The sequence below is a fragment of the Dactylosporangium sp. CA-092794 genome (genome assembly GCF_050948465.1).
Classification (GTDB): domain Bacteria; phylum Actinomycetota; class Actinomycetes; order Mycobacteriales; family Micromonosporaceae; genus Dactylosporangium.
The window spans coordinates 10,682,118-10,698,375 of the sequence record NZ_CP192044.1 but is presented as its reverse complement, the minus strand read 5'-3'; the positions used below and the strand labels follow the sequence as shown (position 1 = coordinate 10,698,375).

Here is a 16,258-nt window from a genome sequence, read left to right as displayed (position 1 = left end):
GGGCACGACCCCGATCTTGAGCCCTGTCCACCTGCCCCCGGCGGGGCAGCCGTCGCGCTACCGTCACCGCGCGCCATAGCCCGGCGTCCGAGGATACTTCCCCGTCGAAGGTTCCGACCGCCTTGATTGTCGCCAGTTCCGTGGCGAGGGCCTCGGCGTCGGGGAGTAGAACGACCACAGCACCAGCACGCGACGAGACCGGCGCAGCCCGGCCTGGATCTCGGCGATCGTCGCCTCGGCCGTTTCCGTGAAGACCACCTCGTACGACGTGGCCGTGTCGTGCTCCTCGAGCGCACCGAGCAGCACGTGGAAGCCGTAGGTGGCGGCCTTGCGATACCGCAGCACCAGTCGCGTGGTTACACCTTGTCGAGCCAGAGGACGATGCCGGTCCAGCCGGTCAGCACGGCGGCGGCGCCGGCGCGGATGGCGGCCTCGCAGCGTTGCGGGGTGAAGGACGCGGCGTCGTAGGTCGAGGACATGCCCAGGCCCTCGCCGCGGTACGAGGCGCCGGACCAGTCGGCCGCCGTGACGTTCGCGGTGGGTTCGGCCAGTTCGGCGCCGACCACCAGGAACTGCTGCGACAGATGGCTGGCCGTCACCACGGCTAGCGGGTCGACCAAGGTGTTGCCGGCGCTCACGATCAGGTCCGGGTGCAGGTCGATGGCCTCGGTGATCCCGGAGACCAGATCGTTTGCGGGGGCGGTCACCGTCCGCAGGTCCACCCGCTCCGCCGCGGCCCAGTCCTGGACCGCCTTGACCAAGGCCCTGGTCGGGTCGTCGGTGCCCGCGGTGAGCAGCACCACCCGGTAGCCGGAGCCGGGATGCACGCCGTTCCACGAGCCGGGCGCCGGCGTGATCGTCCCCTCCGGGGTCGGGGAGGACCCGGGGTCGACGAAGCCGGGGCCGACGCTCCCCATCGCGGTGGGCGCCGGGCGCGGCTGTGACCAGTCGTCGCCGGCGGGGCCGCAGCCGCTGGCCAGCGCGGCCGCCGTGGCCAGCGCCAAGACGGCCCGAAGCGTGGAGCGCAAGGCGATCGTCCTCTCACAGGGGGTACCGGCATTGCATCTTGCGCCCGCGAACGCCGCCCCGGGTACCGCAACGGAAAGTTGTTCTTGAGCGGTTCGTCGGCGGGGCGGCTCGCGTTCACCAATGCCGTGCAACGTGCTGGGGCCGAACGAAGGAGCAGCATGTCGCGGACCATCGCCGTCACCATCACCGCGGTCGCGGCCGCGGTGCTCGGCCTCCTGCTGGTTCCGCGGGCGGCGTCCGCCCACGGGTTCACCTCCACCGTGTACATCGACGTCACCAAGAGTGACGGCGGTGGTGTGCGGACGAAGCTCGAGCTGGAGTACGACCTCTTCGTCGTCTCGGCGGCCGACGCCGGGCACGACGACCCGCTGTTCCAGGCCGGCACCACGGCGTTCGACGACCGCGACGCCGGCGCGGAGGCGGCGGCGCTCGACGCGCACGCGGAGACGGCGGTGCGCTACGTCACCGAGCGGTTCACGGTCGCCGCCGACGGCCGGGCCTGCGCGCCGAGCCGGGTGGGCGGCTTCACGATGGGCGAGCGGGAGGGCGTGCCGTACACGACGCTGCTGCTGGACTGGGCCTGCCCGGGCGAGGCCGACGCCCACGAGGTGCGGGCCGGGCTGTTCCCCGCGAGTGAGGGGTACATCAAAGGCACCAAGACGATCGTCACGTATGACATCGACGGCCGGCAGGGCAGCGCCGCGCTCGACGACCAGCACCCGTCGTTCACCACTTCCCAGGCGTGGTACGACCGGTTCTGGGAGTTCTTCCGGCTCGGCGCGGAGCATTTGCTGACCGGCATCGACCATATTCTCTTTTTGCTCGCGCTGATCGCCGGGTCGCGCCGCGTGCGCGAGATCGTGCTCGCCGCGACCAGCTTCACGCTGGCCCATTCGGTGACGTTCATGCTGGCCGCGCTGGGGCTGGTCGACGTGCCGGCGCGGGTGGTGGAGCCGATCATCGCGCTGTCGATCGCGGTGGTGGCCGCCTGGCACCTGTGGCGGATCTGGCGCAGCGGCGCGGGTGCCGGCGAGCTCAAAACCGAAGGACTGGACCGCGCCGGCTGGGTGCGGCTGGGCGTCGTGTTCTGCTTCGGCCTCGTGCACGGGCTGGGTTTCGCCGGTGCGCTCGGCATCGAGGCCGCCTGGTCGTGGACGCTGCTGTGGTCCCTTTTGGTGTTCAACGTCGGTATCGAGATCGTTCAGCTGACGATTATCGCCATCGTTTTCCCGCTGCTGATCCTGCTGCGCCGCCGCTCGCCGCGGGCCGGGCTGTGGACCACCGGAACGCTTGCGGCCGGAGTGTCCGTAATGGGGCTGATCTGGTTCGTGCAAAGGATCACCGGGTCCTGAGAGTGCAACTGGCCGACAGGCCGAATTCACGCTTGCGTCACCGAGCGGCGAAAGCGTGATCGAGCTTCACAAGTAACTCCATCGGAAAAAGGAAAAAGCCGATGAATCTCCGCACCTCCCGCGTGGCCGCAGCGGCCACCGCGGCGTTCGTGGGCCTGGCCGTGGCCCTCGGTAGTGGGCTGGCCACCCCGGCCGCCGCCGAGGACCCGGCCACGCTCTCGGGCATCATCCTCGGCGTCGGCGCGAACGAGACCCAGCGCATCGTGACCTGGTACTCGTCGGCCGACACCGCCCAGAAGGTCCAGCTCGCCCCCACCGCCGCGTTGGTCAACGGCGACTTTCCGGCGTCGGCGGCCACCTTCGCGGCCATCGGCGGGGCGAACATCGCCACCAGTGGCGGGTTCAACCGCCACGCGACTCTGACCGGCCTGCAGGAGCAGACCACCTACTCCTACCGGGTCGGCACCGACGGGAACTGGTCGCCGGCGTACTCCTTCAAGACCCAGTCCTTCGAGGGAGACTACGACTTCCTGTTCTACGGCGACCCGCAGATCGGTTCGTCCGGCGACGTCGCCAAGGACCAGGCCGGCTGGCAGGACACCCTCGACGTCTCGCTCGCGGCCAACCCCAACGCCGAGCTGCTGGTGTCGGGCGGCGACCAGGTCGAGACGGCCAACACCGAGGCCCAGTGGACCGCGTTCCTCGCCCCGGACAAGCTCCGGCAGTACCCGTGGGCGGCGACGATCGGTAACCACGACGTCGGCGGCAAGGCCTACGAGCAGCACCTGTTCACCCCGAACACGGACCGGTCGGCCCCGCTCTACGCCAACGGCCAGCCGGCGTCCAACACCTCGGGCGGTGACTACTGGTACATCTACAAGGATGTCCTGTTCATCGACCTGAACAGCAACAGCTACACCACCACCTCGGGTGGCGGCGGCGACCCGGCGCACATCGCCTACGTCACCGACGTCATCAACCAGCACGGCGCCGAGGCCAAGTGGACGGTGCTCGTCTACCACCACTCGATCTACTCGCCGGCCGACCACGCCAAGGACGGGGACAACAAGGTTCGCCGGGTGGACTTCCCGACGACCTTCTCCAACCTGGGCGTCGACGTGGTGCTGCAGGGCCACGACCACAGCTACTCCCGCAGCTACGAGATCAAGAACGGCCAGAAGGCGAACCCGGACGAGCAGCCCGGCGCCGCCGACGTGTTCCCGGGTCCCGGCGGCGTCATCTACGTGACGGGCAACTCCGCCTCGGGCTCGAAGTACTACGACATCACCGCTCCGGACAACAGCGGTACCAGTGGTGCCGGCAACGGCGCCGACCCGCTGAACCCGAGCAACTACTGGTACAACTCGGTCCAGAACCAGGAGCACGTGCGCTCCTACGTCAAGGTGCAGGTGCGCAGCGACAAGCTTGTCGTGCAGAACGTGCGCAGCGGCACCTGCGCGGCGCCGAACGCGGCGGTCGAGCTCGGCCGGGTCGCGTGGTGCAACAACACCACGCAGGACCAGCCGGTCGGCTCCATCGTCGACAAGGTGACGATCCACCCGTACAACGGCACCGGCCAGGCCCTCCAGGTCAGTGTGCCGACGCCGGCCCCGGGTGAGTTCGGCTGGACCATCGACGGCTACAACGGCCTGGTGGACCTCGGCACCGCCGAGGACCACAACGGCGACTACTTCCAGGCGAGCGGGCGCATCAACCCGATCGTCGTGGCGGACAGCCGCCGTTCCCGCGCGCCGTGGGCGATCTCGGCCAGCGTGAGCGACTTCAAGGACGCCGACAAGACGTTCTCGGGGAGCTACCTGGGCTGGACGCCGCGCGTCCTGCAGGACGGTGCCGGTGCCGAGGCGAGCCCGGCGGTGCCGTCCGGCTACGACGACCAGGGTCAGGGCCTGTCGGTGTCCCGCGGTCTCGGCTTCGCCGAGCAGGGTCACCCGAAGGGCAACGCCCGGCTCGGCGCCGACCTGGAGCTGAAGATTCCGGGCGACGTCGCCAAGGGCGGTTACCGCGCCACCCTTACGATCACCGCGTTGAGCAGCTGATCGAACCCGCTCCATCCGGCGGGGCGGGGGCCTTCGGGCCCCGGCCCCGCCGGCGTTCCGCGCAGACAATCAGAGGACTCCAGATGCAGCTCCGGAAGACATTCGTCCACTCCGCCGTCGTGGCGCTGGCCGCGGCCGTCGCGGTCGCCGGCCCGGGCGCCGGCCGGGCCCTGGCATACGAGGGCGAGGTGACCTGGACGGTCCGGACGGCCTCGAACAGCTACGGCGCCGACCGCTCGAGCTACAGCTACGCCGTCAACCCCGGCGGCCAGATCAAGGACGCGATGGTCGTCGCCAACCGCGGCAAGGACCCGCTCACCCTGGCCGTTTACGCCGGCGACGGCTACACCACCGGCACCGGCCAGCTCGACCTGCTCACCAAGGACAAGAAGTCGGTCGGCATCGGCGCCTGGCTGCACGCGGAGAACGCGACGGTCGCGGTGCCGCCCGGGCAGACCGTCGACGTCCCGTTCACCCTCGACGTGCCCAAGAACGCGACGCCCGGCGACTACGCCGGCGGCATCGTCACCTCGCTGACCGCGCCCGACGCGACGCAGACGATCAACGTCGAGCGGCGCCTCGGCATCAAGATCAAGCTGCGGGTCGGCGGCGACCTCAAGCCGGCCCTGGCGATCGAGGATCTCCACCTGGACCACGCCGGCAGCGACGCGACCGTGACGTACACCATCCACAACACGGGAAACGCGATCCTCTCGGGCGATCAGCAGGTGTCGATCGCCGGGCCGTTCGGCTGGCTGCGCGCCGACGCCGCCCAGGTGCCGACCCCGCCGGAGCTGCTGCCCGGCGAGCGCTGGAAGGTCACCGTGCCGGTGCACGGCGTCGACAGCGCGGGCCGGCTCACCGCGACCACGACGATCACCCCGAAGCTCACCGACGAGTCCGGCTCCACCACGTCGCTCAAGGAGGTGCGGGCCGAGGCGAGCGTCTGGGCCCTGCCGTGGCTGTGGCTGCTGCTCGTGGTCGTGGTGATCGCGCTGGTCGTCGTCGGCGTGCTGCTGCTGCGCCGGCTGCGCGCCCGGGGCAAGGCGCGCGAGGCGGAGCGCGTGCGGGCGGCCGTGGAAAAGGCGCTCAGCGACGAGAAGGCGAAGACCAGCTGAGCACCGGGGGCCTGCGGGGTCAGGCGGCGGGCGGGGTCACCGCGTAGACGGGCGCCGAGCGCGGCGACCGGGTGCCCAGCAGGCCGCGGGAGTAGACCGCGAAGGTGTACTCCGTGGAGCCGTGCAGCCCGCGCAGCGTCACGTCCCCGCGGGCGGTGGTCAGCAGCCGGGTCTCGCTCGCGCCGTTGACCGCCACCACCACGTAGGTCGTGCCGCTGGCGCCGCGCTTCCAGGTCAGCCGCGCGCTGTCGGACGTGACGTCGGTGACCCGGACCTGCTGCGGCGTGCCCCGGCCGGTGACCGTCGTCGCGGCGGTGTCGTTGCGGAAGACCGTTGCCTCGCGGGTGTCGGTCGAGATGCCGTTGGGGCCGGTCAGGAACCGGTTGCCCCAGGCCGTGCGGCTGGTGGGGTCGAAGTTCTGCACGAGGTCGAGGTAGCTGTACTCCTTCTCGTTGCCGCTCCACGACCAGCCGAAGTAGCCGACGTCGTGCGCCTCGGCGTAGGCCATGATGGCGTCCTCGTCCGGGTCGCCCCACTCGTGCTGGCCGGAGAACTCGCCGATGAGGATCGGCAGGTGGCGGCGGGTGAACGAGCTCAGGTACGAGTTCACCTTGGCGGCGGTGTCGAACTCGCCGTACATGTGGATGTCGAAGAGCGTGTTGCCGGTCGGGTCGGCGGCCTGGACCTTCGCGGCGTTGTCCCGCATCACGAACGCCTCGTCCTGGCCCCAGCCGGGCGCGTCGACCATGAGCGCGTGCCGGAAGCCGGCGGCCCGCAGCGCGCGCACCGCGTCGCTGGTCTGCTGCACCCACGGCCAGTCCGGGCCGACGCCGAACGGCTCGTTGGCCACGTTGATGATGATGTGGTCCTCCTGGCCGGCCAGCTCCGGGCGCAGCCCGATCCAGAACTTCACCGCCTCGGCGATGGTGAGGGCTTTCTTGTCCTGGCCCCAGCCGGTGGTGTCGTGCGCGTCGAGGATGCACACGAGCCGGTTCTGCCGGCACAGCGTCACGATGGTGCGCACCTCTGCCGATGTGGTACGGCGGAACAGGTGGCCCATGCCCAGCGGCACCCGCACGGCGTTGGCCCCGGCCGACTTGATCGCGGCGAACGAGCCGTTCTTGTCCGGGTACCAGATGACGTCGTGGTTCACCCCGCGCAGCACCAGGTCGCTGCCGTTGGCCTCGACCAGGCGGCCGTCGCGCACCCGGATCGCGTTGTCCGGCGCGGCGGCCCGCGCGGGCGCCGGGGGAGCGGTGACGGCGGCCGCGACGGCGACCAGGGCGGCTACGAGCAGGGCCAGCACGCTCCTCATGGCAGCGGCGGCTACCCGGGGGCGGGCGGGTGTACCCGGCGGCGGGGGTGAACCGGCGGGCCGGCGACGGCTACGGCAGTGGCAGGGGGCGGGGAGCGGGGAGCGGGGCGCTCGCCGCCCGCCGGGGCGTCGATGGCCGTCACGTCGACCCCCTGCTCGGCGGCCTCGGCGATGGCCGCCTCGGTCATGCGCTCCAGCACGACGGCGAGCATGCCGAGCGTCTCGTCGTCGAGGCGGTTGAGCATGCGCCGCTGCGCGCGGGCGCCGTTGTCGGTGATCTCCTCGAGCAACTCCCGCCCGGCGGGGGAGAGGTGGATGCGGCGCACGCGGCGGTCGTGCGGGTCCTCCGTGCGCGTGACATGACCCTGCGCGACCATCCGATCGATGATCCCGGACAGCGTGGCCAGTGTCACACCGAGGTGCCGGGTCAGCTCCTGCGACGACAGCCCGTCGTGCCGGGAGAGCAGCATTAGCACCTTGAGCTGCTGCATTGTGAGGTTTACTGAGAAGATCGGGTTGGTGTGGTCGTAGGCGAGCAGGGCGCGCATCCGCTCGCCGGCGGTCGTGACGCGGTCCAGGAGCGCTTCCCTGTGAGTCTTCACAGCATGGTTTTACCGCCTGGACAAATTTTGCGCGACCCTAACGGTTAGCATCACGCTAACTAACGTCTGTCTTAGCCGACCGGAAGAAGACTCCAGACATGTCGTTTCTCGCCCGGCTCAGTTTGGCGAACCGGGGGCTCGTCGCGATCATTGCGATCGTCGTGCTGGGCTTCGGCGCCGTCGCCATCCCGTCCCTGAAACAACAGCTGATCCCGTCGATCGACTTTCCGGCCGCATTCGTGGTCGCGTCCTACCCGGGCGTCTCGCCGGACATCGTCGAGGAGCAGGTGACCAAGCCGATCGAGGGCGCGCTGCAGGGTGTGCCCGGCCTGACCGACATCACCTCCACCAGCCGCGAGGGCATGGCGACGGTGCAGGTCTCGTTCGAGTTCGGCTCCTCGATCGACGACATCACCAACAAGATGAACACGGCCATCACCCGCATCCGCACGCAGTTGCCGTCGAGCGTCGAGCCGCAGGTCATCGCCGGCTCCACTGACGACCTGCCCGCCGTGCAGCTGGCCGCGTCCCGCTCCGGCGACCAGATCGCGTTCGCGCAGCAGCTCAACTCGATCGTGGTGCCGGCGCTGCAGGGCATCGAGGGCGTGCGCCAGGTCCAGGTGACCGGCGCCGAGACGCAGAACGTGCTCATCACCCTCAACCCGGCCAAGGCCGGCCCGGCCGGGGTCAACGCGCAGACGCTGACCGCCGCGCTCAAGTCCAACGGCGTGTCCTTCCCGGCCGGCACCCTGACCGAGGGCGACAAGTCGCTGGCGGTGCAGGTCGGCGGTACCCTCGCCACGATCGACGATCTGAAGAATCTCAACGTCACGCCGGCCGCCAAGCTCGGTGACGTGGCGACGGTCGAGCTCAAGACCGCCGACGCCACCTCGATCACCCGCACCGACGGCAAGCCCAGCCTCGGCATCTCGGTCACCGCGTCCCCCGACGGCAACGCCGTGAAGATCAGCCACGCGGTCCGCGACAAGCTCACCGACCTGCAGTCGCAGCTCGGCGGCGACACCAAGCTCACCCCGGTCTTCGACCAGGCGCCGGAGGTGGAGAAGTCCATCAAGGGCCTGTCCACCGAGGGCGGCCTGGGCCTGCTCTTCGCCGTCATCGTGATCCTCGTGTTCCTGGTGTCGCTGCGCTCGACGCTGGTCACCGCGGTGTCGATCCCGCTGTCGGTGGTCGTCGCGCTGATCGGCCTGTGGGTCGGCGACTACTCGCTCAACCTGCTCACCCTGGGCGCCCTCACCATCGCCGTCGGCCGCGTCGTGGACGACTCGATCGTGGTGCTCGAGAACATCAAGCGACATCTGGAGTACGGCGAGGCCAAGGTCGACGCCATCCTCACCGGCGTGAAGGAGGTGACCGGCGCGGTCGTCGCCTCGACGCTGACCACCGTCGCCGTGTTCCTGCCCATCGGCCTGGTCGGCGGGCTCGCCGGCGAGCTGTTCCGCCCGTTCGCGATCACCATCGCCGTCGCGCTGGTCGCCTCGCTGTTCGTCGCGCTCACCGTCGTGCCGGTGCTGGCGTACTGGTTCCTGCGCCCGCCGAAGGCGGTCAGCGCCGAGGCGCGCGCCGCGATCGAGGCCCGCGCCCTGGAGAAGGAGCGGCGCAGCCCGCTGCAGCGCGCCTACGTGCCGATCATCAAGTGGGTGACCGGCAGCCGCGGGCACCGCTGGATCACGATCGCGGTCGGCCTCGTCATCTTCGTCGTCACGATGGGCCTGACCAGCGCGCTGAAGACCAGCTTCATCGACCAGTCGGGGCAGAAGGAGTTCACCATCTCCCAGGAGCTGCCGGTCGGCTCCAGCCTGGCCACGACCGACGCCGCGGCCAAGAAGATCGAGGACCTGCTCGGCGCGCGCGGCGACATCGAGACCTTCCAGGCCACCATCGGCGCGTCGGCCGGCTTCGGCTTCGCCGGCGCCCAGTCGGTCAACACGGCGAACTTCTCCGTGACCGCCAAGGACGACGCGAAGATCGACACGGTCATCGACGAGCTGCGCACGCAGATCTCCGCGGCCGGTTCGAGCCTCGGCACGGTGAAGGTCACCGCGGGCGGTGGCGGTGGCGGCGGCTCCAGCGACCAGCTCGAGGTCATCGTCAAGGCCAACAACACCGACGACCTCAGCAAGGCCTCCGGCCAGGTCGAGGCCGCGATGAAGGGCATCGACGGCGTCGCCGACGTGGAGAGCAACCTCGCGGCCAGCAACCCGCGCATCGACGTGCACGTCAAGCGGGACGTGGCGGCGAAGTACGGGCTGTCCGACGCGGCGGTGGGCCAGATCGTCTCCGCGGCGTACCGCGGCCAGACGCTCACCCAGCTCAACGTCGACGGCGCCCAGCGCGACCTGGTGCTGCGCTCCGGCCCGGCGCCCGCCTCGCTGGACCAGCTCAAGGCACTGCCGATCCCGGTGCCGGGCAACCCGCCGTTCGTGCGCCTCGACCAGGTCGCCGACGTCGCGCAGGGCGCCGGCCCGGTGAGCATCACGCGCATCGACGGCAACCGCAGCGCCTCGGTCACCGGCCGGGCGACCGGCGACAACCTCGGCGCGGTCTCCACCAAGCTGCAGCAGCAGCTCGACGCGCTCAGCCTCCCGGCCGGCGCGTCGGTCTCCCTCGGCGGCGTCAGCCAGCAGCAGTCGGAGGCCTTCGGCCAGCTGGGCCTGGCGATGCTGGCCGCGATCGCGATCGTCTTCATCATCATGGTGGCGACGTTCCGCAGCCTGGCCCAGCCGCTGATCCTGCTGGTCTCCATCCCGTTCGCGGCCACCGGCGCGATCATCCTGCTGCTGGCCACCAACACGCCCCTCGGCCTGCCGGCCATGATCGGCGTGCTGATGCTCATCGGCATCGTGGTCACCAACGCGATCGTCCTGATGGACCTCATCAACCAATATCGCGAGCGCGGCATGAGCGTGCGCGAGGCGGTCGTCGAGGGCGGCCGGCGCCGGCTACGCCCGATCCTCATGACCGCCGTGGCGACGATCTGCGCCCTGCTGCCCATGGCGGTCGGCCTCACCGGCGAGGGCGGCTTCATCTCGCAGCCGCTCGCGATCGTGGTCATCGGCGGCCTGGTCACCTCGACGCTGCTGACCCTGGTGCTGGTCCCGACCCTGTACTCGATGGTCGAGACCACGAAGGAGCGCCGCCGGCAGCGCCGCGAGGGCAAGCACGCCTCGTCGCTGACCGCCCCGGAGCCGGACGGCGGCGAGCCCGACGGCCGCCACCGCGTCGACCCGCTGGCGCCCGCTCCATCCCTGTAACCATCGCCTACCACGAGGCGGCCGCCCACCCGGGCGGCCGCCTCGTCATGTCGCACCCGCTGGCCGCACCCATCTTGTCGGCGCGGCCCGGGGCGGCCGAAAGGTAACTATTCAGGTGGTTGGCGGCAGGGACTTGATCGTCTGGGTGGTTTAGGGCACGGTGTCCGTTGTGAGTGCCGGTCCGCGTCCCAGCTATGACGAGTTGGCGGCGTTGGTGGTGGTCCAGGCTGAGCAGATCGCGGTGTTGCGGGCGCGGGTGGCGGAGTTGGAGCGGCGGTTGGGGCTGGACTCGCACAACTCGTCGAAGCCGCCGTCCTCGGATGGGCTGGGGAAGCCGGCGCCGCGGTCGCAGCGGCGGGCGGCGGGCCGCCGGGCGGGCAAGCAGCCCGGCGCGCCGGGTGCGGCGTTGACACAGGTGGATGAGCCGGATGCGGTGGTGGATCACCGGCCGGTGGCGTGCGCCGGGTGCGGTGAGGTCCTGGCCGGTGTCGCGCCGGTCGGGTTCGAGGCGCGGCAGGTGTTCGACCTGCCGCCGATGCGCTTGGCGGTGACCGAGCACCGGCTGTGGCGGTGCGCCTGCGCGTGCGGGACGCACACCACAGCCGCGGCGCCGGTGGGGGTGGACGCGCCGGCGCAGTACGGGCCGTCGATCGCGGCCCTGACGGTCTATCTGCTGGTCGGCCATCACACGCCGGTGGACCGTACCGCGCAGATCCTGGCTGATCTGTTCGGTGCGGCGCCGTCGGCGGGGTGGATCGCCGGGCTGACCGGGCGCGCCGCGACCCGGCTGACCGGCTTCACGCAACGGCTGCGGCAGGTCCTGCGCACCGCGGCGGTGGTGCATTTCGACGAGACCGGGCTGCGGGTGGCCGGCCGGCTGCGGTGGCTGCACGTGGCCTGCACCCCGCTGGGCACCTTCTACCACCTGGACGACAAACGCGGCCGGGACGCCATCGACGTCATCGGTGTGCTCACCGCGCTGGGCGCGGGCCAGACCGCGGTCCACGACGGCTTCAAGTCGTACCTGCACCCCGCCTACGACACCGCCGGGCATGCCTTGTGCAACGCTCACCACCTGCGGGAACTGGACGGCTGGGCCGAACACGACCCGGCCCACACCTGGGCCGGGACCCTGGCCGGGCTGCTCCGCGAGGGCAAACACCAGGTCAACCAGGCCGTCGCCGCCGGCCGGGACCGTCTCGACCAGACCGTCCTGACCGATCTGCTGCACCGCTGGGACCAGGCCGTCCAGGCCGGCTACGCCGCCAACCCACCCCCACCAGCGGCGGCCGCGGCAAGATCCTCGCGCTGATCGACCGGATGCACGGATTCCGGCGCGAGATCTGGCGCTTCGCCCACACCTTCACCGTCCCGTTCGACAACAACCAAGCCGAACGCGACATCCGCATGGTCAAAATCCAGCAGAAGATCTCCGGCGGCTGGCGCACCCCCCACGGCGCCCAGCACTGGCTGACCGTGCGCAGCTACGTCTCCACCGTGCGCAAAAACGGCCTGCACGTCCTCACCGCCCTGCGCGACGCCCTCACCGGCAACGCCTGGCTCCCACCCCAACCTGAATAGTTACGCCGAAAGTCTCCGTGATCATGATGCTCGCGGTGGCGGTTGTCCGGGTTTGCCATGATCCCGGAGACTTGCGGTACACAGGCGTACCTCAGCACTCCGCGATCACGAAAAACCGTTGGTGTCCGCGCCGGTTTCGCGTGATCACGGAGACTTCCGGTCGCGGCGACGGCCGAGCCCGCCATGCGGAACGTGATCCCGGATCGTGGCCGCGCAGGCCGGGCCTGGCATAGCGGCCGAGTCCTTGGCCGGCGCCGCGACAGGGGCACCGGCCGCCCGGGCTGGCAGTGCCGCCTCCCACGGCGCAGGCGGAGCATGGTGCGCGCCGGCCGGTCACGCCGAACTGGCGGAACACGGTGGCCGCCGGTCGACTACGCCGACCACTCGCCGCATGACAGCCGAGCCGGCGCCGCGCCCTAATGGCGGGCAAAGAGGTTTGTCGCGTAAAGTTGTTTGTCATGACCCCCGTCGATGACGATGCCCCACCGGCCTCGGCCGCCGAGTCGCTCGAGCTCATCCGCAAGGAGCAGGCGGCCGCGGCGCGCACGATCGCGCTCAACCCGCTGCTCTACTACGTGCCCTGGGGCGGCGCCTGGCTGATCGGCTTCGGGCTGCTGTTCCTGCGGTTCGGCCCCGGCGGGCGGGTGCTGGTCGACCTGCCCGCCTGGCTGCCGCTGACCAGCCTCTTCCTGCTGATGGCGGTCGCCATGGCGAGCACGGCGGTGGTCTCCGCGGTGCGCGGGCGGGGCCTGGAGGGCCGCTCGTCGTGGCAGGGCACCGCCTACGGCTTCACCTGGTTCTTCGCGTTCGCCGGCGTCGGCACCACGACCAACCGCTTCGCCGGGCTGCTGCCCGAGCCCGAGCGCGGCCTGCTGTGGGCGAGCGCCTCGGTCGGGCTGGTCGGCGCGATGTACATGGCCGGCGCCGCCATCTGGCTGTCCCGGGACATGTTCATCTTCGGCGCCCTGCTGACGGTCATCAACATCGCCGGGGTGCTGGCCGGGCCCGGCTGGCACTCGCTGTTCATCTCGCTCGGCGGGGGCGGCGGGCTGTGCCTGCTCGGCATCGTCCTGCAGGTGCGCACCCGCAGATGACCGAACTCGACCCGGTGATCCACGCCCAGGCCCGCCTGCGCATCATGGCCGCGCTGTCGAGCCTCGGCGACGGTGACCGGATGACCTTTCCCAAGCTGCAGGAACTGCTCGGCATGACCGCCGGCAACCTCTCGGTGCACCTCACCAAGCTCGAGCAGGCCGGGTACGTCGAGGTGGCCAAGTCCTTCCGCGGCCGCACCCCGACCACCTCCGCCAGCCTGACCCATCGCGGCCGGGTCGCGTTCGACGACTACACCGCCGCCCTCCGCGCCCTGCTCGACCCCCCGAAGGAGTCCTGATGCTGGCTCGCACCGTCGAGGTCACCCGCCGCTACGGCGACACCCTCGCCCTGGACCGCGTCTCCCTCGACATCCCGCCCGGCGGCGTGCTCGGCCTGCTCGGCCCCAACGGCGCCGGCAAGTCCACGCTGCTCAACCTGCTCGTCGGCCTGCGCCGCCCGACGAGCGGCGCCGTCGAGCTCTTCGGCGGCGACCCCCGCGACCCGGCCCGCCGCCGGCAGATCGGCGTCACGCCGCAGGAGACGGGCCTGCCGTCGACCCTGCGCGTGCGCGAGTGCCTGGAGTTCGTCGCCGCGCACTTCCCGGATCCGGTACCGCCGGCCGAACTCCTCGACCGCTTCGGCCTGACCGAGGTGGCCCGCCGCCAGACCGGCGGCCTGTCCGGGGGCCAGAAGCGCCGCCTCGCCGTGGCCCTCGCCTTCGCCGGCCGCCCGCGCCTGGTCTTCCTCGACGAGCCGACCACCGGCCTCGACGTGGAGGCCCGCCGCGCCCTGTGGGACGCGGTGCGCGTCTTCGCCGCCGAGGGCGGCACGGTGGTGCTGACCAGCCACTACCTGGAGGAGATCGAGGCCCTCGCCGACCGGGTCGTGGTGCTCGGCGCCGGGCGCATCCTGGCCGACGACACGGTCGCGGCGATCCGCGCCATGGTCGGCATCCACCGGGTCACCCTGACCGCCCCCGACCTGCCCGACCTGCCCGGCGTCGTCGGCATCGAGCAGCTCGACGGCCGCACCTCCCTGCTCACCCCCGACGCCGACCAGCTGGTGCGCGACCTCGTGCGGGCCGAAGTCCCGTTCCAGGGTCTGCAGGTCAGCCCCACCACGCTCGAAGAAGCATTCCTCACCCTGACGGGACGGTAGACGCGATGCCCGCCCTGGCCCTGACCCACGCCCGCTTCAGAATCCTGGAGACCGTCCGCATCCCGATCGCCGTGGTCGGCGGCGCCTTCTTCCCGGCCGCGTCGATGCTCTTCTTCGTCGTACCGTTCGCCGGCCACGACCCGGCCGGCGCCACCTACGCGACCGCGTCGATGGTCATGTTCGCGGTCATGACCAGCTCCCTGTTCACCTACGGCGTCGGCGTGGCCGAGGACCGCTCCCAGCCCTGGGACCCCTACACCCGCACCCTCCCGGCCGGCCCGGGCGCGGCGTTCGCCGGCCGCATCCTGTGCGGCCTGACCTTCATGGCCCTCTCCCTGCTCCCGGTGGTGATCATCGGCTGGCTCTTCACCGCGGCGACCGTCACGCCGCTCGGCCTGCTGCTCGCCCTGGTCGCCGTGGTGGCCGGCGCGCTGCCGTTCACGTTCATGGGCCTGACCATCGGCTACGCCCTGCCGATGAAGGCGGCCCTGGCCGTGGCCCAGATCATCTTCTTCCCGATGGCCTTCGGGGGCGGCCTGCTCTCCGCCCCCGACCAGGCCCCGTCATTCGTCGAGACCATCGCCCCCTACCTGCCGACCCGCGGCGCGGTGGAGCTGGTCTGGGCCGCGGTCGGCGACTTCCGCGTCTCCCCGACCTCGATGATCTCGCTCGCCGCCTGGACCGTGGTCATGGCCGTCCTGGCCGCGTGGGCCTTCCGCCGCGACGAGGGGGCCCGCTTCAGCTGATCGGGCGGCCGAGGAGGGCGCGAATGTGACGTACAACTTCCGCGGGCTCTGCTTCGGCCATGAAGTGACCCATCGCGACCGTGTGATGGTCCAGGTCGTCCGCCCAGGCGCGCCACCGCGCGGCCGCGTCGAAGCCCAGGGCGGCGCCCCAGTCCTGCTGCAGCACCGTGACGGGCATCGACAGCCGGCGGCCGGCGGCGCGGTCGGCCCGGTCGTGCTCGACGTCGACGAAGGCGCTGGCCCGGTAGTCCGCGACGATGCTCGGGATCGCCGCCCGGGACGCGCGCAGGTACTCGGCCCGGACCTCCGCCGGAATCACCGCCGGGTCGCCGGCCCAGGCGTCGAGGAAGTGCCCGAAGAACGCGTCCGGCGCGCCGGCGATGAGCGTTTCCGGCAGCGGGGGAGGGGCGGCCATGAGGTACAGGTGGAAGCCGGCAACGCCGGCCGTGCCCCGCAGCACCTCCCACGAGTCCAGCGTCGGCAGCACGTCGAGCGAGGCCAGGTGCGTGATGCGCGCCGGGTGCTCGAGCCCGGCCCGGATCGCCACCAACGCCCCGCGATCATGCCCCACCAGCGCGAACCGCTCGTGGCCCAGCGCCCGCCCCAGCGCCACGACGTCGGCCGCCATGGTCCGTTTGGCGTAGGCGGTACCGTCCGGGTCGGCGGGCTTGTCGCTCGCCCCGTAGCCGCGCAGGTCGGGGCAGATCACCGTGTGGTCGCTCGCCAGCTCGACGGCGACGTGCCGCCACATGAGATGCGTCTGCGGAAAGCCGTGCAGCAACACGACCGGCGGCCCGGACCCGCCGACCGCCACGCTGAGCGCGACCCCCTCCGCGACGCCGACACGGTCATAAGCGAACCCGGGAATCGTGATTTCCATGCCGCGGACCCTGCTCCCGCCCGATCAGCATCCGATCAGCGGCGAATAAT

At 71.2% G+C, this 16,258-nt stretch carries 15 protein-coding genes; 10 read left to right on the top strand and 5 right to left on the bottom strand.

Annotated elements, in window-relative coordinates; translation table 11 throughout:
* Positions 1–63: 63 nt before the first annotated feature.
* Both ACQPXD_RS46135 and ACQPXD_RS46130 read right to left on the bottom strand, forming a co-directional pair.
* A complete protein-coding gene (locus ACQPXD_RS46135) occupies positions 64–345 on the bottom strand; it encodes a hypothetical protein (protein ID WP_432829770.1) in 282 nt (93 codons plus the stop codon).
* Between the two features lie 11 nt (positions 346–356).
* Positions 357–1,028, bottom strand: coding sequence for a hypothetical protein (locus tag ACQPXD_RS46130; RefSeq protein ID WP_432829768.1), 672 nt, complete (start codon positions 1,026–1,028; stop codon positions 357–359).
* Positions 1,029–1,187: 159 nt separating this feature from the next.
* Between ACQPXD_RS46130 and ACQPXD_RS46125 the strand changes: the two genes are divergently transcribed.
* From ACQPXD_RS46125 to ACQPXD_RS46115, 3 genes are all read left to right on the top strand, one after another.
* Positions 1,188–2,381, top strand: a complete 1,194-nt coding sequence (locus ACQPXD_RS46125; RefSeq protein WP_432829766.1) for a HupE/UreJ family protein — start codon at positions 1,188–1,190, stop codon at positions 2,379–2,381.
* A 101-nt stretch (positions 2,382–2,482) separates the two neighbouring features.
* Positions 2,483–4,438: a fibronectin type III domain-containing protein gene (locus ACQPXD_RS46120; protein ID WP_432829764.1), complete on the top strand. Its 1,956-nt coding sequence runs from the start codon at positions 2,483–2,485 to the stop codon at positions 4,436–4,438.
* Positions 4,439–4,521: 83 nt separating this feature from the next.
* Positions 4,522–5,556 (top strand): COG1470 family protein, encoded by a 1,035-nt coding sequence (locus ACQPXD_RS46115; RefSeq protein ID WP_432829762.1) that lies wholly within the window; start codon positions 4,522–4,524, stop codon positions 5,554–5,556.
* A 19-nt stretch (positions 5,557–5,575) separates the two neighbouring features.
* Here ACQPXD_RS46115 and ACQPXD_RS46110 read toward each other — a convergent pair whose 3' ends face one another.
* Both ACQPXD_RS46110 and ACQPXD_RS46105 read right to left on the bottom strand, forming a co-directional pair.
* Complete coding sequence (locus ACQPXD_RS46110) at positions 5,576–6,871, bottom strand: cellulase family glycosylhydrolase (protein ID WP_432829760.1); 1,296 nt, start codon at positions 6,869–6,871, stop codon at positions 5,576–5,578.
* An 11-nt stretch (positions 6,872–6,882) separates the two neighbouring features.
* Positions 6,883–7,473, bottom strand: coding sequence for a MarR family winged helix-turn-helix transcriptional regulator (locus tag ACQPXD_RS46105; RefSeq protein ID WP_432829758.1), 591 nt, complete (start codon positions 7,471–7,473; stop codon positions 6,883–6,885).
* 98 nt (positions 7,474–7,571) lie between these two features.
* On the opposite strand from ACQPXD_RS46105, the gene ACQPXD_RS46100 reads away from it, so the two are divergent.
* From ACQPXD_RS46100 to ACQPXD_RS46070, 7 genes are all read left to right on the top strand, one after another.
* Positions 7,572–10,748 carry an efflux RND transporter permease subunit gene (locus ACQPXD_RS46100; RefSeq protein WP_432829756.1) on the top strand — a complete coding sequence of 1,059 codons (3,177 nt, stop codon included), beginning with the start codon at positions 7,572–7,574 and terminating at the stop codon, positions 10,746–10,748.
* A 169-nt stretch (positions 10,749–10,917) separates the two neighbouring features.
* Positions 10,918–12,060 carry an IS66 family transposase gene (gene tnpC, locus ACQPXD_RS46095; protein ID WP_432824394.1) on the top strand — a complete coding sequence of 381 codons (1,143 nt, stop codon included), beginning with the start codon at positions 10,918–10,920 and terminating at the stop codon, positions 12,058–12,060.
* Between the two features lie 8 nt (positions 12,061–12,068).
* Positions 12,069–12,329 (top strand): IS66 family transposase, encoded by a 261-nt coding sequence (locus ACQPXD_RS46090; RefSeq protein ID WP_432827772.1) that lies wholly within the window; start codon positions 12,069–12,071, stop codon positions 12,327–12,329.
* Positions 12,330–12,787: 458 nt separating this feature from the next.
* On the top strand, positions 12,788–13,423 hold the full coding sequence (locus tag ACQPXD_RS46085) for a transporter (protein WP_432829754.1): 636 nt from the start codon (positions 12,788–12,790) through the stop codon (positions 13,421–13,423).
* Positions 13,420–13,722, top strand: coding sequence for a winged helix-turn-helix domain-containing protein (locus tag ACQPXD_RS46080; RefSeq protein WP_432829752.1), 303 nt, complete (start codon positions 13,420–13,422; stop codon positions 13,720–13,722). Before ACQPXD_RS46085 ends, ACQPXD_RS46080 begins: the two co-directional genes overlap by 4 nt.
* Positions 13,722–14,582, top strand: coding sequence for an ABC transporter ATP-binding protein (locus ACQPXD_RS46075; RefSeq protein WP_432829750.1), 861 nt, complete (start codon positions 13,722–13,724; stop codon positions 14,580–14,582). Before ACQPXD_RS46080 ends, ACQPXD_RS46075 begins: the two co-directional genes overlap by 1 nt.
* A gap of 5 nt (positions 14,583–14,587) precedes the next feature.
* Positions 14,588–15,328 (top strand): ABC transporter permease, encoded by a 741-nt coding sequence (locus ACQPXD_RS46070; RefSeq protein ID WP_432829748.1) that lies wholly within the window; start codon positions 14,588–14,590, stop codon positions 15,326–15,328.
* Here the strand turns inward: ACQPXD_RS46070 and ACQPXD_RS46065 are convergent.
* Positions 15,321–16,208, bottom strand: a complete 888-nt coding sequence (locus ACQPXD_RS46065; protein WP_432829746.1) for an alpha/beta fold hydrolase — start codon at positions 16,206–16,208, stop codon at positions 15,321–15,323. The two genes, ACQPXD_RS46070 and ACQPXD_RS46065, sit on opposite strands and share 8 nt — an antisense overlap.
* Positions 16,209–16,258 lie beyond the last annotated feature (50 nt).

What these genes read in the sequence shown, in the direction of transcription:
- ACQPXD_RS46090 (WP_432827772.1), top strand. Translation starts at nt 12,069, where the DNA reads ATGCACGGATTCCGGCGCGAGATCTGGCGCTTCGCCCACACCTTCACC.
- ACQPXD_RS46100 (WP_432829756.1), top strand. Translation starts at nt 7,572, where the DNA reads ATGTCGTTTCTCGCCCGGCTCAGTTTGGCGAACCGGGGGCTCGTCGCG.
- ACQPXD_RS46115 (WP_432829762.1), top strand. Translation starts at nt 4,522, where the DNA reads ATGCAGCTCCGGAAGACATTCGTCCACTCCGCCGTCGTGGCGCTGGCC.
- ACQPXD_RS46125 (WP_432829766.1), top strand. Translation starts at nt 1,188, where the DNA reads ATGTCGCGGACCATCGCCGTCACCATCACCGCGGTCGCGGCCGCGGTG.
- ACQPXD_RS46075 (WP_432829750.1), top strand. Translation starts at nt 13,722, where the DNA reads ATGCTGGCTCGCACCGTCGAGGTCACCCGCCGCTACGGCGACACCCTC.
- ACQPXD_RS46120 (WP_432829764.1), top strand. Translation starts at nt 2,483, where the DNA reads ATGAATCTCCGCACCTCCCGCGTGGCCGCAGCGGCCACCGCGGCGTTC.
- ACQPXD_RS46080 (WP_432829752.1), top strand. Translation starts at nt 13,420, where the DNA reads ATGACCGAACTCGACCCGGTGATCCACGCCCAGGCCCGCCTGCGCATC.
- ACQPXD_RS46085 (WP_432829754.1), top strand. Translation starts at nt 12,788, where the DNA reads ATGACCCCCGTCGATGACGATGCCCCACCGGCCTCGGCCGCCGAGTCG.
- ACQPXD_RS46065 (WP_432829746.1), bottom strand. Translation starts at nt 16,208, where the DNA reads ATGGAAATCACGATTCCCGGGTTCGCTTATGACCGTGTCGGCGTCGCG.
- ACQPXD_RS46110 (WP_432829760.1), bottom strand. Translation starts at nt 6,871, where the DNA reads ATGAGGAGCGTGCTGGCCCTGCTCGTAGCCGCCCTGGTCGCCGTCGCG.
- ACQPXD_RS46070 (WP_432829748.1), top strand. Translation starts at nt 14,588, where the DNA reads ATGCCCGCCCTGGCCCTGACCCACGCCCGCTTCAGAATCCTGGAGACC.